At 33.1% G+C, this 15,717-nt stretch carries 12 protein-coding genes; 11 read left to right on the top strand and 1 reads right to left on the bottom strand.

What is annotated here, in order from left to right:
• Positions 1 to 3,424, bottom strand: a 3,424-nt coding sequence (locus tag EYD46_RS16495) for a M14 family zinc carboxypeptidase (protein ID WP_130938270.1), incomplete at its 3' end; no start/stop codon positions are given.
• A gap of 536 nt (positions 3,425 to 3,960) precedes the next feature.
• Here EYD46_RS16495 and EYD46_RS16490 point away from each other — a divergent pair.
• The 11 genes from EYD46_RS16490 to EYD46_RS16440 all read left to right on the top strand — a co-directional run bounded on the left by EYD46_RS16490 (position 3,961) and on the right by EYD46_RS16440 (position 15,406).
• The gene (locus tag EYD46_RS16490) at positions 3,961 to 4,962 is read left to right on the top strand and encodes a GntR family transcriptional regulator (RefSeq protein WP_130938269.1); all 1,002 of its coding nucleotides are present in this window, start codon (positions 3,961 to 3,963) and stop codon (positions 4,960 to 4,962) included.
• A gap of 321 nt (positions 4,963 to 5,283) precedes the next feature.
• Entirely contained in the window at positions 5,284 to 6,111 is an 828-nt protein-coding gene (locus EYD46_RS16485; RefSeq protein ID WP_130938268.1) for an SDR family oxidoreductase, read from the top strand.
• Between the two features lie 23 nt (positions 6,112 to 6,134).
• Positions 6,135 to 7,103: a Gfo/Idh/MocA family protein gene (locus EYD46_RS16480; RefSeq protein WP_206662899.1), complete on the top strand. Its 969-nt coding sequence runs from the start codon at positions 6,135 to 6,137 to the stop codon at positions 7,101 to 7,103.
• 10 nt (positions 7,104 to 7,113) lie between these two features.
• A complete protein-coding gene (uxuA, locus tag EYD46_RS16475) occupies positions 7,114 to 8,289 on the top strand; it encodes a mannonate dehydratase (RefSeq protein WP_130938267.1) in 1,176 nt (391 codons plus the stop codon).
• A gap of 18 nt (positions 8,290 to 8,307) precedes the next feature.
• Positions 8,308 to 9,150 (top strand): 5-dehydro-4-deoxy-D-glucuronate isomerase, encoded by an 843-nt coding sequence (gene kduI / locus EYD46_RS16470; protein WP_130938266.1) that lies wholly within the window; start codon positions 8,308 to 8,310, stop codon positions 9,148 to 9,150.
• A gap of 3 nt (positions 9,151 to 9,153) precedes the next feature.
• Complete coding sequence (locus EYD46_RS16465; RefSeq protein WP_165454403.1) at positions 9,154 to 9,948, top strand: gluconate 5-dehydrogenase; 795 nt, start codon at positions 9,154 to 9,156, stop codon at positions 9,946 to 9,948.
• 75 nt (positions 9,949 to 10,023) lie between these two features.
• Positions 10,024 to 11,202 carry a DUF4861 domain-containing protein gene (locus EYD46_RS16460; protein ID WP_130938265.1) on the top strand — a complete coding sequence of 393 codons (1,179 nt, stop codon included), beginning with the start codon at positions 10,024 to 10,026 and terminating at the stop codon, positions 11,200 to 11,202.
• 7 nt (positions 11,203 to 11,209) lie between these two features.
• The gene (gene uxaC / locus EYD46_RS16455) at positions 11,210 to 12,628 is read left to right on the top strand and encodes a glucuronate isomerase (RefSeq protein ID WP_130938264.1); all 1,419 of its coding nucleotides are present in this window, start codon (positions 11,210 to 11,212) and stop codon (positions 12,626 to 12,628) included.
• 3 nt (positions 12,629 to 12,631) lie between these two features.
• Positions 12,632 to 13,603 (top strand): TRAP transporter substrate-binding protein, encoded by a 972-nt coding sequence (locus tag EYD46_RS16450; RefSeq protein ID WP_165454402.1) that lies wholly within the window; start codon positions 12,632 to 12,634, stop codon positions 13,601 to 13,603.
• Positions 13,604 to 13,607: 4 nt separating this feature from the next.
• Entirely contained in the window at positions 13,608 to 14,099 is a 492-nt protein-coding gene (locus EYD46_RS16445) for a TRAP transporter small permease (protein ID WP_130938263.1), read from the top strand.
• 2 nt (positions 14,100 to 14,101) lie between these two features.
• Entirely contained in the window at positions 14,102 to 15,406 is a 1,305-nt protein-coding gene (locus tag EYD46_RS16440; RefSeq protein ID WP_174719912.1) for a TRAP transporter large permease, read from the top strand.
• Positions 15,407 to 15,717 lie beyond the last annotated feature (311 nt).

Below are 15,717 nucleotides of genomic sequence, written 5' to 3'. Positions count from 1 at the left end.
CTACTACATCATCAGCTGTACATCCATCGTTAGTAATTGTAAGTCCAGATTGCGCTGTTGTATAATCTTGGCCATTAGCTGCCCATGTATATGTTTCTCCTGAACAGATGGTTGCATTTGTAACGTCATCTGCAGGTTTAGAACAACCTACATTTGCTGTTAAGGCTAATTCATCAAAAGCCATATCACTTCTATACCCATCTCCTGTGGCTCCTGCGAATCTTATTTTAATAATTTGACCGTCATAAGCGCTTAAATCTATAGTCTGTTGTAGCCATGGGTTTCCTTGAGCTGTTTGTTGTTGTCCGGAAATAGTATTTTCAATTGTCCAATTACCGCCATTGTCAGAACTTACTTCAACGCGTAAGTCTCCCATATCTCCAGTATTATTATCAAACATATGATAATAGAATGAAAAGCTAGTATCCTCGTATCCCGACAAGTCAAAACATGGACTTATAAGGGTTACTGTAACATTTTGACCAACGTTTGTCGTGGTATTTGCATTTGTAGCTTCAGTGTAAAAATAATTTCCTGATGTGCTACCACTTGTATTTTGAAATGTGAAATCGTTAAGAGGACCAGTTTGCTGTGAAGTTGTACCTCCAGAATTCAATGTCCAATCTTCGTAGTTGTTTCCAGAAACATCGTTTTCTCCTTGTGTCCAATTTCCAATACCAGAATCAAAATTCTGTGTATATGGAAAAGAATTTATAACTGTTCCAGTACATGCAGTACCGGTAAAGTTCACAGATGCAGAAAAACTAGAAGTAGAAGATGTGCATCGCGTTGCAACTTGAGCTTCATAATCTGTTTCGTTAGTTAAGCCATTTATAGTATAGCTATTTGTAGATACGTCAGTTATTGTTGTCCAAGATGGCGCACCAACTTCTCGGTATCTAACATCATAAGTAGCAGATGGAATATTATCCCAACTCAGTATTCCGGAAAGTCCTATGGTTTCTACATCAGCAGCTAGATTTGTTGGCGGATTTGTATCATCACAAGGAACAGGGAAATTTATAATTTTGAAATCGTCAAAAATAAAACCATCAAAAGTAGTTGTTAAATCATCTTCTCTATTGGTGTCATCAGTTTTGAATCTAAATCGGAATTGTACATTGCTTTGTCCTAATAAGAAGTTATTATCTTGATTGTCAATTAGGATTTCTTCCATCACCCATTTATCCATACTATCACCATCATAAACAATCTCTCCATTAGAGGATTGGTGCTCACCTAAAACATCAGGAAAGAAGTTGCCATATATAGCTCTGGAATCGGCTGTTTTTGATATATGAAAATTGGTTAATAAGGTAGCTGCGGGTTTATTATATCTACCACATAAAGCAGTCCAATTACTACCTCCATCTGTACTTGCTTCAAGCTGTACCAAGTCAAAATTTCTCTCTAAATCCCATTTAGCAAAAAATTGAACAACTGCTCGTGATGAAGACGATAAATCTATTGTTGAATTTAAAGTGATGCTTTTGTTTTCATTATTGGTGTAAGAACCTGAAGGGGAATCAGTGATCGCTGTAGAACCAATATAAGCATCCGTTGTTGTTCCCCATGTACCTCCGGATGTTGTCCAATTAGTGATGTCAGTATCATTATCTACAAAAAGTGTGCTTGGTTTGTAATACTTAATATAGTTTGCACGATAAATGACAAAATCATCATTACTTAAAGTAACCTGAAACTCAATTTCATCATTTGGTTGAATTCCCGCATCTAATGTGTAAGGTACATTTAAGTTTCGTTGCTCCAATTTTGTCCATCCAGATTGTACGGAAGGAGAGTTCATTGAGGTAATGTTTGCAGAAACTGGTGTAACCGTTAGTGTAATATCGTCGTAAGTCTTGCCTAAATATTCCACACCAAAGGTTAAGTTTCCTGATGTAGATGATATGTCACTTGTATTTAGGTCGTGAAATTTAGCATATTTTCCAGAGTGAATAACTGATAAATAATTCATACGTAAAGCACGTCTAGCGATATCTATAATCAATGTAGTAGTAGGCCAAAAATCATCTCCATTTTCTGGAGCGAAAGCCAATACATCTTTTCCGGAACCTGAGCTTGTTTGTCCGCCAGAAGTTACAGATGGTCCACCTAGCATCCAGTCGTTAACATCTCCGTTGGCTTCGTATAAAGTGTTTGGTGCCGACCCAAAAACATACCTATTATGATGTGTTAAATCAGTACATATTTTTGCATATTCATCTTCTCTTCCGGAGTCAGTTGCTGATGCATTACCATTATAAGAAGAAGTAACAATGGAGTTTAAACCACCATGATGATTTACAGCTACTTTAATATCATGCGCGGCTATAAATTCTTGTACAATTTGTGTTTCTGGCTCTGATCCTGCAGAAGGTCCTCTGTAGGTATTAGCGCTTGTTGTTGGTGAGGAACCAGCATTGTCCCATCCCCAGTAATAGTTAAAGTTTCTGTTTAGATCTACGCCTCTAACATCATTGTTTGAGTTTGTAGTACCATTATCTGCTACACCAGGTCTTAGATTTTTACGTTGTAATCCTCCACCAGATGGGGCTATAACCTCATTCCAACGATAGCCATCAGGATTACTAATAGGCATGATGTAAATTTCTTGATTATCAACAATATTTTTTATGAATGGGTCAGTATCATAATTTTCTAAAATGTACCACATAAAATAGAAAGTGTTCATAACACTACTTATTTCACGAGCATGCATTGCACCAGTAATTAGTGTTTCAGGCTCATTTGCTTCATCTGTATCAGGGTTATCTGAAATTCTAACATAGTACACAGGTTGTCCAGCCCATGTTGTACTACCAGTAGAATTTCCGTGAGTTACAATTCCTGAAGTAGAAGCATCTGTTCTTACAGATATTAAATTTGGATACATACTACGCATCAAATCTAATTCAGCATAAGCCTCACTTAACGTTAATGCTCCACCCATGCTACCTAACTTAAAGTTTGTAGGCTCTATCCAATCAATTTCTTCACAATCATCATGTTGTGTTGGGTTATCAACTAAGCTACTCTTTTTGCTTAACGTTTTGCTTGCCCTCTTTTGAGCTGCGATCTGTTGGGATCGTCTTAGTTCAGCCTGAGCAATTGGTAAGTCAATTGCATTTCTTTCACTATAGTAAGTAGTAAGGTCATCGATTAAAATATTATAGGAAATACCTTGGTTGTCTAATAGCTGTAATTCAGCGTAACTAAGTTCCATTTGTAAGTTGTTGTTAACGAACTTAGGTCCGCAGGACAAGGCTATTCCAGCCTTTTGGATATTTTGTAATGTGCTAACTGAAGGGTTTGGTATGGAGATTCTTTTTGGCGTTTGATTTATTACCTGAGAGAAACCATAATTAATAAGTAAATTGAAAATTGCTAGCAAAACAATTTTCTGGTAGGTAGTTTTTTTCATCAGATTTAGGGGTTAATGAATTATAGGGGGCTAATATAGTATTTTATAACTCAAAAATCCATGAAAGGTAAAAAAAATCGATGAAATACATTTTTAAAATTAATTTTCTTATATAAAATTTTGTTTTTTAGCTGTTAGATTTTGTTTTTTATTACTGTAAATCAATTAATTAGTTATTGTTTGATGTGTGTTGTAGGATAAAAAATACAATATTGTATAAGAGTATAAAAAAAATAAAATGTATTGATAAAAATTTTATTATTCTTATAATACTATAGTTTAAAACTTACATTATTTAAAGTAAATATCAATAGCTCAAAAATAGTGAGATAAACTAAGTTAGCAGTATTGGAAAATACAAGGAATTATTTAAAGAGAGATGCGTTTTAGAAGTATAATTACCAGACACAGCAGGACAGTTGTTTGTTTTATTGATGTTAATTTGTATTATGTCCTTTAATTTTAAAGGATTTTCTAACTAATCTGATATTCCGTTTGTTGTTATTTAACAAGCGTTTTCTTAAAGTAATTGAACCATGGTTGACAGCAAACTAAGGCTGAAAAATATAGGCAATAATGATATTCCTAAGTATAAAAAAATATTTAACGCATTTAAAGAATCGATTGAGACAAATGCTTTTAAACCAGGAGATAGTATACCATCTATAAATGAGTTTAGTAAAGATTACAATCTGTCTAGAGATACTGTTTTTAAGGCCTATACGTTATTAAAACAAAAAGGTTTTATAAAATCTACGCCAAATAAAGGATACTACATAGCAGATAGCAAAATAAAAGTGCTTTTACTTATAAGTACTTTTAAAGCTTACAAAGAGGTGTTATATCACTCATTTATGCAGAATTTGCCTAGTAATGTAATTGTTGACTTTCAATTTCATCATTATAATGTAAAGAACTTTAAGTCAATGCTTGATACAGAGGAAGGTGAATACTATAAATATATTATTATGGGGTTTGATCATCCCGAAGTTAAAAGAGCTATATCTAAAATTAATAGAGATAGACTTTTGTTGATAGATTGGGATTTAGGATCTGAAAAAACAAAAAATTATCTTCTTCAAGATTTTGGACAAGGATTTTACAACTGTTTAGAGCAAGGATTACATCTATTTAGAAAGTATAAAGAGATTAATTTTATTTATCCAGAGTATACCTATCATCCATGGGAGAGCGTGGAGTATTTTAAAAAATTTTGTAATGCATACAATATAAAATGTAGTGTAACAAAAAATTCAAGAGATTTAAAAGTGGAAAAACATACTGCGTACATTACGGTTAACGATAGAATGTTATATAATTTACTTGATCAATGTATTACAGAAGATTTAGAACTTGGTAAAGATGTTGGTTTACTCTCATATAATGAAACACCAATTAAGAGATTTATATATAAGGGTATATCTGTAGTATCAATTGATTTTAAAGAATTTGGAGCTATAGCAGCTGAGTTTGTAAAAAGTGATAAGATTATTAGAAAGTTTTTACCAACAAAATTAATAGTAAGAGACTCTTTGTAAAATCATTTTCTCATTGATTTTTTCTAGAATATTATTATCTCTAACCTTGTTGTAATAAAGATGTTTTAATATATTGCGAAGCAGGACAGAGCAGGACAGGTTCATTTGTATTCTTAATTATTTTTGTTGGTAGGTATAGCACTTTTAATTACAGGTGTATTCATAGTGTTTAGAAGTACAAAAGAAGTAGGAAATAGTACAATTTTTGGAGTGTTTAAAATAAATTACTAAGTAATGCTTTTTTTTGTTCTGAGGTTTTAACATGATAGTAAAAATTAATCTTATATATATTAAATAAATAACTGATCAAACCATAACTTAATGAGTAAAACAATAGTTTTAACAGGTGCAGGAGGAGTGCTTTGTGGAACATTAGCAAAGGCACTTGCAAAGCAAGGACATAATGTAGCATTATTAGATCTTAGAAAGGAAGCGGCAGATGAAATAGCAAATGTAATTAAAGCAGATGGAGGAAAGGCCATTGGAGTTGCGGCTAATGTTCTAGAAAAGGAGTCATTGCAAAGTGCTAAAAAAGAAGTTAATGATGCTTTTGGAGATTGCGATATTCTTATTAATGGAGCTGGTGGAAACCATCCGCTTGGCACCACTTCAAATACACATCTTTTAGAAAGTGATTTAGAAAATAAGGCAGAAGGATTTAAAACATTTTTTGATTTAGATACTAATGGAATCAAGTTTGTGTTTGACCTTAATTTTATAGGTACTTTATTGCCTACTCAAGTTTTTGCTGAAGATATGATAGGGAAAGAAGGCTGTAGTATATTAAATATTTCATCTATGAATGCTTTTACACCTTTAACTAAGATTCCTGCTTACAGTGGAGCAAAGGCAGCAATATCTAATTTTACGCAGTGGTTAGCTGTTCACTTTTCAAAAGTAGGAATAAGAGTAAATGCATTGGCGCCAGGTTTTTTCTTAACAGATCAAAATAGATCTTTATTAACAAATACAGATGGTAGTTTAACCCCACGTGGAAATCAAATTATAGACCAAACCCCTATGGGTAAATTTGGAGAGCCTGAAGATTTAATAGGAACCACACTATGGTTATGTGGGGAAGGTGCTTCATTTGTTACAGGAGTGGTTGTTCCTATAGACGGAGGGTTTAGTGCATATAGTGGTGTTTAATTTAAAATTCTAATAATTCGTAAGTGATTAACGATTCTATTATTTGGGGAATAATTGGCTGTGGTGATGTAGCAGAAGTTAAAAGTGGACCTGCATTTCAAAAATGCGAAAACTCTACATTACTTGCCGTAATGAGACGGGATGCTAGTTTGGCAGAAGACTTTGCTAAGCGTCATAATGTGCCTTTTTGGTATAGTGATGCGAATGAACTTTTAGCAAATCCAAGCATTAATGCGGTTTATATAGCAACACCTCCATCAACACATTTAGAGTATGCATTAAAAGCATTAGCAGCTGGTAAAAATGTATACATAGAAAAACCAATGGTACTAAGTATTGCTGAAGCGACTCAATTAGAAGAGGCGGTTAGTAATAGTAGTCAAAAATTAGTAGTAGCACATTATCGTAGATTTTTACCAATGTATAGTAAGGTAAAAGAGTTAATTGACTCAGATGCTATTGGGGATATGAAATTTGTAGATCTAAGATTTTTGCAACCATATAATTTTAATGATAAAGCTACATGGAGATTGGATGAAGAAGTGTCAGGAGGAGGGTATTTTCATGACATAGCGCCTCATCAAATAGATTTAATGTATTATTTCTTTGGTAATTACAAAAGAGCAAGAGGTTTGGCTGTTAATCAATCAAAAATTAACAATGTTGATGATACTGTTAATGGTATTATCGATTTTCACAATGGGATTCAATTTAGAGGAATGTGGTCTTTTGCAATTCCAGAATACTTAGAAGAAGATCGCTGTACAATTTATGGGGAAAGTGGAACAATTGAAATTTCATTTTATGAAGATAAACTAGTACTAAATTCAAATAAAATAAATAGAACTTTCGAATTTAAAAACCCAGAAAATATTCAACAGCCAATGATACAAGAAACGGTTAATTATTTTCTAGGAAAACGAAGTAACCCATGTCCAGTTGAAGATGGCAAATTGGTTACTGAATTGATGCAAGAATTTACAAAAAAGTAAACAATAAAAAATGGAGCAAACATGGAGATGGTACGGACCAAATGATCCCGTATCTTTATCAGATGTAAAGCAAGCGGGTGCAACAGGCGTTGTTTCTGCATTACATCATATACCTAACGGCCAAGTATGGACTGTAGAGGAAATACAAAAAAGAAAAGACATTATAGAAGATGCAGGCTTAACTTGGAGTGTTGTAGAAAGTATACCAGTACACGAAAATATTAAAACCCGTTCAGGAGATTTTAAAACTTATATAGATAGATATAAGACTAGTATAGAAAATTTAGCAAAGTGTGGTGTAAACATTGTATGTTATAATTTTATGCCAGTATTAGACTGGACAAGAACAGATTTAGCATTTAAAGTAGAAGACGGTTCAGAAGCATTACGTTTTGATGTAATTGCTTTTGCAGCATTTGAGTTGTTTTTATTAAAACGTCCTGGGGCTGAAGAAGCTTATACAGAAGCACAACAAAAAGCAGCTAAAGCTTATGTAGAAGGTTTAGCTGAAGATGAAAAAACCAAATTGGTAAATAATATTATAGCAGGTTTACCAGGTGCTGAAGAAGGCTATACTTTAGAACAGTTTCAAGATATTTTAGATACTTACAAAGATGTTGATGCACAAACATTACGAGATAATTTGGTGGAGTTTTTAAAAGAAATTATACCAGTAGCGTCGCAAAATAATGTATTGATGTGTATACATCCAGACGATCCACCTTATCCAATTTTAGGACTACCAAGAGTTGTAAGTACAGAAGAAGATTACGCCTATTTATTTGATAATGTTCCAGATCGTGCCAATGGTATTACATTTTGTACGGGATCTTTAGGTGTTAGAGAAGATAACAATTTGGTAAATATTTTTAAGCGTTTTGCTGATAGAACGCATTTCTTGCATTTGCGAAGTACAAAACGTGACGAAGCAGGTAATTTTTATGAAGCAGATCACTTAGATGGCGATGTAGATATGTACGCTGTTGTTAAAGTGATTTTAGAAGAAGAAAAACGGCGTAAAGCTGAAGGTATGGCAGATGCCGCAATACCTGTAAGGCCAGACCACGGGCATCAAATGTTAGATGACTTAAATAAGAAAACCAATCCAGGATATTCAGGTATTGGTAGGTTAAGAGGCTTAGCTGAGATACGCGGTTTAGAATACGGACTAAAACACATTATATAAACGATAATCACTAGAGTTATGAGTACAAAGTACGAAACACGATACGCATCGAGCCCACAGGCGGTAAAAAAATACGATACACAAGAGTTAAGAGATGAGTTTTTAATTCCTGATTTAATGCAAGGCGATAACATCAAATGGGTTTACACACATTACGATAGATATATGGCAGGTGGAGCAATGCCAATAGCTGAAGCTTTATCTTTAGAAACAATAGACCCCTTAAAATCTGAATTCTTTTTAGAAAGAAGAGAAATGGGGATTATTAACGCTGGAGGGGCAGGAACTGTTATAGCAGATGGAGAAGAATTTGCTATGGCTCATAAAGATGCGCTATATCTAGGTAAAGGTGTAAAGGATGTTGTTTTTAAAAGCGATGATTCAAACAAACCAGCAAAGTTTTATATGAATTCAGCACCAGCTCACACAGCATATCCAACAAAGCATGTGGCTAAAGTTGATGCTAATAAAATTGAATTGGGAAGTTTAGAAACTGCCAATCATAGAACCGTAAGTCAAATGATTATAGGAGGGATTGTAACCACTTGTCAATTACAAATGGGAATGACGGAACTTAAAACAGGTTCTGTTTGGAATACAATGCCAGCGCATGTTCACGATAGAAGAATGGAGATTTACTATTATTTAGATATTATGGATGAACAAGCGGTATGTCATTTTATGGGGCAGCCACAAGAAACACGACATATCTGGATGCAAAATCACGAAGCAGTAATTTCTCCACCATGGTCTATTCATTCAGGTTCAGGTACATCAAACTACACATTTATTTGGGGTATGGCAGGAGAGAATTTAGACTATGGAGATATGGATGTTGCTAAAATAACAGATTTAAGATAAGTTATGAGTATGTCGTTATTTGATGTAAAAGGCAAAATAGCCTTAGTAACAGGAAGCACTCATGGTCTTGGTATGGCTATGGCAAGGGGCTTAGGTTTAGCAGGAGCAACTATAGTTGTTAATGGAAACTCTTCTCAAGAAAAGATAGATAAAGCAGTAGCAGAATACAAAAGTGAAGGTATTAATGCTGTTGGTTGTAAATTTAATGTTACTAATGAAGCTGAAGTAATTGCGGCAGTAGCAAAAATTCAAGAAGAAGTAGGACATATTGATATATTAATCAATAATGCAGGTATCATCAAAAGAACACCGCTTATTGAAATGGAGGTGTCAGATTTTAAACAGGTCATAGATGTAGATTTGGTAAGTCCCTTTATTGTGTCTAAACATGTCGTGCCAGCAATGATAGAACGAAAAGCAGGTAAAGTCATAAATATCTGCTCTATGATGAGTGAGTTAGGACGAAACAGTGTTGGTGCTTATGCAGCTGCAAAAGGTGGGTTAAAAATGCTTACACAAAATATGGCTACAGAGTGGGCAAAACACAATATTCAAGTAAACGGTATAGGACCAGGATATTTTGCCACATCGCAAACAGCACCTATTCGTGTAGACGGACATCCATTTAATGATTTTATCGTAAATAGAACACCAGCAGCAAAATGGGGAGACCCAGACGATTTAGCTGGAGCAGCCATATTTTTATCATCTAAAGCTAGTGACTTTGTAAATGGTCAAGTAGTATATGTAGATGGTGGTATTTTAGCAACTATAGGAAAACCATCAAACGAAGATTAATATAAAATGTCTAGAAATAATGCATTGTGAACGTATCACATGTATTTAGCCATTAAAAATAATATATACTAACAGATGAAAACACTATCAATATCTATTTTACTGCTTTCATGTTTCATATTTTTTAATTGTGAAAATAAGTCAGGGCAAATTATTACTGTAAAAAATTCTTTGGATATCTCAAGGAGTTTTGAAACTGTTGAGTTAAATCTTTCAGATATCATTTTATCACAAGGCGAAAGCATTGAAGGTATTGGTGTTGTAGATGTTGAAACTGGAGAAGTATTAGTATCTCAATTAGTCGATGAAGACTTAGATGGAAATATTGATATACTACTATTTCAAGTTGAAATAGAGGCAAATTCAGAAAAACAATTTGAACTATTACAAATTGAACCATCATCTAAACCAAAGGTGGAGGAATATTGTTATTCTAGATTTGTTCCAGAACGAACAGATGATTATGCTTGGGAAAACAATAAAGTAGCTTTTAGAACCTTTGGACCTGTAGCACAAAAAATGGTAGAGAATGGTGTTAAAGGCGGTACACTATCCAGTGGTATTGATGCATGGTTAAAGCGTGTAGAATTTCCTATTATTAATAAATGGTACAAAAGAAATGATGAGAAAAAAGGTGCTTATCATGAAGATCATGGAGAAGGCTTAGATAATTTTCATGTAGGAGTTAGTAGAGGTGTAGGAGGTATAGCTGCAAAAATTGATACTACATATTATGTGTCTAAGAATTTTATAAAATGGAAAACGATTACCACTGGCCCTATAAGAACTAGTTTTATATTAGAATATGCTGATTGGGATGCAAATGGTGTTGCTATTTCAGAAATAAAGCATATCTCTTTAGATTATGGAAGCAACTTATCTAGATTTGAAGTAGAGATATCTGGAATAGATAATATTTATACAGGTTTAACTTTACATGAAAAAGATGGTGAAGCAACTCAAAATAAGGAAGTAGGCTATATTTCTTATTGGGAACCACACGGAGATTCTGAATTAGGAACAGCTATAGTAGTGCCAAATGGTAATATGATATCTACTCAATTATTTGAAACCTCAGTTAAAGACTGGAGTAATTTATATACTAGCGTTAAGGTAAATGAGGGTAAAGTTGTTTATTATGCTGGTTTTGGTTGGAAAAAAGCTAAGACATTTACCTCTAAAGAGTCATGGAATAATTATTTAGAAACATTCACGCAAAAAGTAAATAACCCACTAGAGGTTAGTTTGAAATAAGTAATAAATGAAATCAACTAAATTTATAACTGATAATTTTATATTACAATCCGATATAGCAGAAAAATTATATCATGAGTATGCTAAGGATTTACCAATTATTGATTATCACAATCATTTATCGCCACAAAAAATTGCCGAAAACCAACCTGTTAAAAACATAACAGATGCTTGGTTAGAGGGAGATCATTATAAATGGAGGGCAATGCGAGCCAATGGTATCGAAGAGATTTTTATCACAGGTTCTGCAACTTCAAAAAAAGAAAAGTTTTTAAAATGGGCAGAAACTGTACCTTATACCTTAAGGAACCCTTTGTTTCATTGGACACATTTAGAACTTAAACGTTATTTTAGTATTGATGATGTTTTGCAACCTAGTACAGCCGAAGATATTTATGTTAAAGCTAATGAAACTCTAGAAAGTAAAACGCCAGCACAATTACTAGAAGATATGAAAGTTGAGGTTATCTGTACTACAGACGACCCTATTGATGATTTAAAATATCATAAAGAGATAGCTGAAAAAGATTTTTATACCAAAGTGTTTCCAACCTTTAGACCAGATGCCCTGCTATTTATAAAAAAAGAAAATTTTATAACATATATCAATAAACTATCTACTTGTGTTGGATTTCCTATTACCTCTTTAGAAGATTTAATTAAAGCTATTGAAAAGAGAGTTGAATATTTCGATGAAGCAGGATGTCGATTATCAGATTATGGTATGGAAGAAATTTATGCTACAGATTTTACCGAAGCTGAAGCAGATGATATATTTAAGAAACGCTTATCTGGAAGTGATATTTCAAATAACGACGTTAAGGTATATGCATCATGTGTCTTAGATAAGTTGTGTAAAATGTACCATAAAAAAAGATGGACACAGCAGTTTCATGTAGGTGCTATAAGAAATAATAACGACAGGTTGTTAAATCAAATAGGTTTAGATGCAGGGGTAGATTCTATTGGAGATTTTCCAGCAGCAAAAGCTATGTCTAGACTATTTAATAGATTAGATAGTACAAATCAATTGGCAAAAACAATCTCGTATAATTTAAATCCATCACAGAACGAAGTGTTTGCTACTATGATGGGAAATTATAATGAAGGAGGAGTCCCAGGTAAAATGCAATGGGGTTCTGGTTGGTGGTTTTTAGACCAAAAAGATGGTATGGAAAAACAGATAAACTGTTTGTCTAATATGGGGCTTCTAAGTCGTTTTGTAGGTATGCTTACAGATAGTAGGAGTTTTTTATCTTTCACAAGACATGAATATTTTAGACGTATATTATGCAATATTATAGGAGAAGATGTTAAGCAAGGACTTGTGCCAAACGATATAGAATTTCTAGGTAAAATGGTACAAGATATATGTTATTATAATGCAAAAAACTACTTCGGTTTTGATATTACCGAAAATAAATAAGACATGAAAAAAACACTGGCAATCTGTTTACTTTTTTTAGTTGTTTTGTCCTGTAAAAAGGATGAAAATGAAAAAGTACTTTACTTAGCACATACCTTACCACAAACACATCCAGTTCATAAAGGTATAGTAGAATTTCAAAAGATATTAAACGAGAAATCTAATGGTGATTTAACTATCAAAATATTTCCTGATGCCCAATTAGGTTCAGAGCGTGAAGTTCTAGAACTTTTACAAATAGGTAGCGTGGCAATTACAAAAGTAAGTGCAGCTACATTGTCTAATTTTGTACCAGAATATCATGTACTGGGAATACCTTACTTATTTAGAGACAAGCAACATATGTTTGATGTTTTAGAAGGGCCAGTTGGTAAATCTATCTTAGAAAAAGGCGAAAAGTTTTGGCTTCGCGGTTTATGTTATTATGATGCAGGAAGCCGTAGTTTTTATACATCTAACAAAGCCGTTAGAACTCCAGAAGATTTAAAAGGATTGAAGATTCGTGTAATGAATAACCAAATGGCTATTAATATGGTAAACTCATTAGGAGGAGCTGCTACGCCAATGGCTTACGGAGAACTTTATACTGCTATACAACAGGGAGTTGTTGATGGAGCTGAAAATAACCCACCTTCATTTGTGTCATCTAATCACTATGAAATTAGTAAGTATTACACATTAGATGAACATTCCTCAGTACCAGACGTTTTACTTATAGGTACAAAACAATGGGAAAAACTATCAGAACAAGAAAAAACATGGGTGCAAGAAGCAGCTAATGAGTCTGCCCAAGCTCAAAAGAAATTTTGGAAAGCATCGGTTGATGAAAGTATGAAAATCGCCAAAGAAGCTGGTGTAGAAATAATAATACCTGAAAAGTCGTTGTTTGCAGAACAATCTAAATCAGTTTTAGAAGAATTTAAGAAAGAGCATCCAGAACTTATTCAACTGGTTAAGGATATTAAATCGAATTAAAATTATGAGTGCATCTAAATCTGTTTTTAGCAAAGTGGTTAAGTTTATGGAAGTATTCTTAATTATCATATTCACACTTCTTGTATTTGATGTGTTATTTCAAGTGTTTTCAAGATATGTATTAAAAGCTTCTTTTTCGTGGACGGAAGAGTTAGCTAGATTTTCGTTAATATGGATGTCAATTCTTGGTGCGGCATATCTAAATGCAAAACGAGAGCACCTATCTATGGATTTTCTGTATAGTAAGTTTTCAGATAAAACAAAAAAGAAGGTATCTATTCTTATTGAAGTGTTTATCTTTTTATTTGCTTTAATTGTTATGGTAATAGGTGGGTTTAATTTAGTATATACTACATTACACCTAGGACAATTATCGGGCACATTACGTATTCCTTTAGGTTATATCTATGCCATTTTACCAGTTAGTGGGCTATTAATTATGTGGTTTTCTATTATACACATGACTCAAATTTCAAAAAATCAAATAACAGACTAATTATGAGTATTGAAGTAATAAGTATTATCGTTTTATTTGCTAGTTTTTTTGTTTTATTGATGCTTAAAGTACCAGTAGCTTATAGTATTGGTATTTCAACAACATTGAGTTTGTTATTAAATATAGATAAGTTACCAGGCTTAACTACAATAGCACAGCGTATGACTACTGGTATTGATAGTTTTGCGCTTTTAGCCATACCATTTTTTGTTTTGGCAGGAGAAATAATGAAACAAGGAGGTATAGCTAATCGGCTTATAAATTTTGCAAAATCGTTGGTAGCTAGTTTACCAGGAGGGTTAGCTTATGTAAACGTTTTAGCGTCAATGCTATTTGGAGCAATTTCAGGTAGTGCTATTGCTGCTACATCTGCAATTGGTAGTATTATGACGGATAGAATGGAAGAAGAAGGTTATCCAAGAGAGTTTAGTGCTTCAGTTAATATTACATCATCTACAACAGGTTTGTTAATTCCGCCAAGTAATATATTGATTGTTTATGCCTTAGCTAGTGGTGGAACTGCATCTGTAGCGGCTTTGTTTATTGCTGGTTACTTACCAGGTATTTTGTTAGGTTTAGCACTTATTGGATATATCGTTTTTGTAGCCATAAAACGTAAATTTGCAAAAGGCCAACGTGCTACATTAAGAGAGGTGTGGAGCCATTTTAGAAAAGCATTTTTTAGCTTATTAATGTTAGTAATTGTAGTTGGAGGTATTGTTGCAGGTGTTTTTACAGCTACAGAAGCTTCTGTTATAGCTGTTTTATATGCTGCTATACTGGCACTTATTTATAAAGATGTTACTATTAAAAATTTTCCAAATATTCTACTTAACAGTGCTAAAACAACGGCTGTGGTTATGTTTTTAATCTGTACATCTATGGCTATGAGTTGGTTGTTTTCTTTTGAAAGTATTCCAGCACTAATGAGTAACTTTTTGTTAGAGCAATTTAGCAGCAAGTTTGCTATTTTCTTAGTTATTAACCTAACACTATTAATTATAGGAACGTTTATGGATATGACACCAGCTGTGTTAATTTTTACACCTATTTTCTTACCTGTAGTTATGGCTTTAGGTATGGATCCTGTTCATTTTGGTATTGTGTTAGTGCTTAATCTGTGTATTGGTTTGTGTACACCACCTGTAGGAACTATTCTCTTTGTAGGAAGCGGTATTGCCAAAGTCTCAGTATCTCAGGTAGTTAAACCCTTGTTACCATTTTTACTTATAATGGTAATAGTATTATTTTTAATTACTTATATTCCAGAAATATCAATGTGGTTACCAAGACTTTTTGATTTATAATTATTATCATTATTGAAAATATTAGAAATTTAAACTAGTTCTTCATTTTTCTTAGATAGATACTAGAGCTTAAATTATTGACTTAATCTATTCTTTGATAAATTTCAGAAACTAAGTAAGTATATTGAGTACTCCCAAGTAGTTGTATTAAGATTATAATACGAAGAGCGTTCTAGTTTTTTTTCATTTTGCTCAATACTATATGTTAAACTAATATTGTTCTGTTTAAATAAAGATAAATATTGAGTTATTTAGGTTATGTTTTTTAGGTATTAACCTGCTTCTAAAATTATCAAAGCAATATTGAGTTG

It is taken from the genome of Hyunsoonleella pacifica (assembly GCF_004310335.1).
Taxonomy (GTDB): Bacteria; Bacteroidota; Bacteroidia; order Flavobacteriales; family Flavobacteriaceae; genus Jejuia; species Jejuia pacifica.
The sequence above is the reverse complement of the archived record's forward strand: the minus strand, read 5'-3'. Positions and strand labels throughout refer to the sequence as shown.

Coding starts and splice junctions, on each gene's coding strand:
- EYD46_RS16490 (WP_130938269.1), top strand. CDS start 3,961: ATGGTTGACAGCAAACTAAGGCTGAAAAATATAGGCAATAATGATATT.
- EYD46_RS16485 (WP_130938268.1), top strand. CDS start 5,284: ATGAGTAAAACAATAGTTTTAACAGGTGCAGGAGGAGTGCTTTGTGGA.
- uxuA (WP_130938267.1), top strand. CDS start 7,114: ATGGAGCAAACATGGAGATGGTACGGACCAAATGATCCCGTATCTTTA.
- kduI (WP_130938266.1), top strand. CDS start 8,308: ATGAGTACAAAGTACGAAACACGATACGCATCGAGCCCACAGGCGGTA.
- EYD46_RS16465 (WP_165454403.1), top strand. CDS start 9,154: ATGAGTATGTCGTTATTTGATGTAAAAGGCAAAATAGCCTTAGTAACA.
- EYD46_RS16460 (WP_130938265.1), top strand. CDS start 10,024: ATGAAAACACTATCAATATCTATTTTACTGCTTTCATGTTTCATATTT.
- uxaC (WP_130938264.1), top strand. CDS start 11,210: ATGAAATCAACTAAATTTATAACTGATAATTTTATATTACAATCCGAT.
- EYD46_RS16450 (WP_165454402.1), top strand. CDS start 12,632: ATGAAAAAAACACTGGCAATCTGTTTACTTTTTTTAGTTGTTTTGTCC.
- EYD46_RS16445 (WP_130938263.1), top strand. CDS start 13,608: ATGAGTGCATCTAAATCTGTTTTTAGCAAAGTGGTTAAGTTTATGGAA.
- EYD46_RS16440 (WP_174719912.1), top strand. CDS start 14,102: ATGAGTATTGAAGTAATAAGTATTATCGTTTTATTTGCTAGTTTTTTT.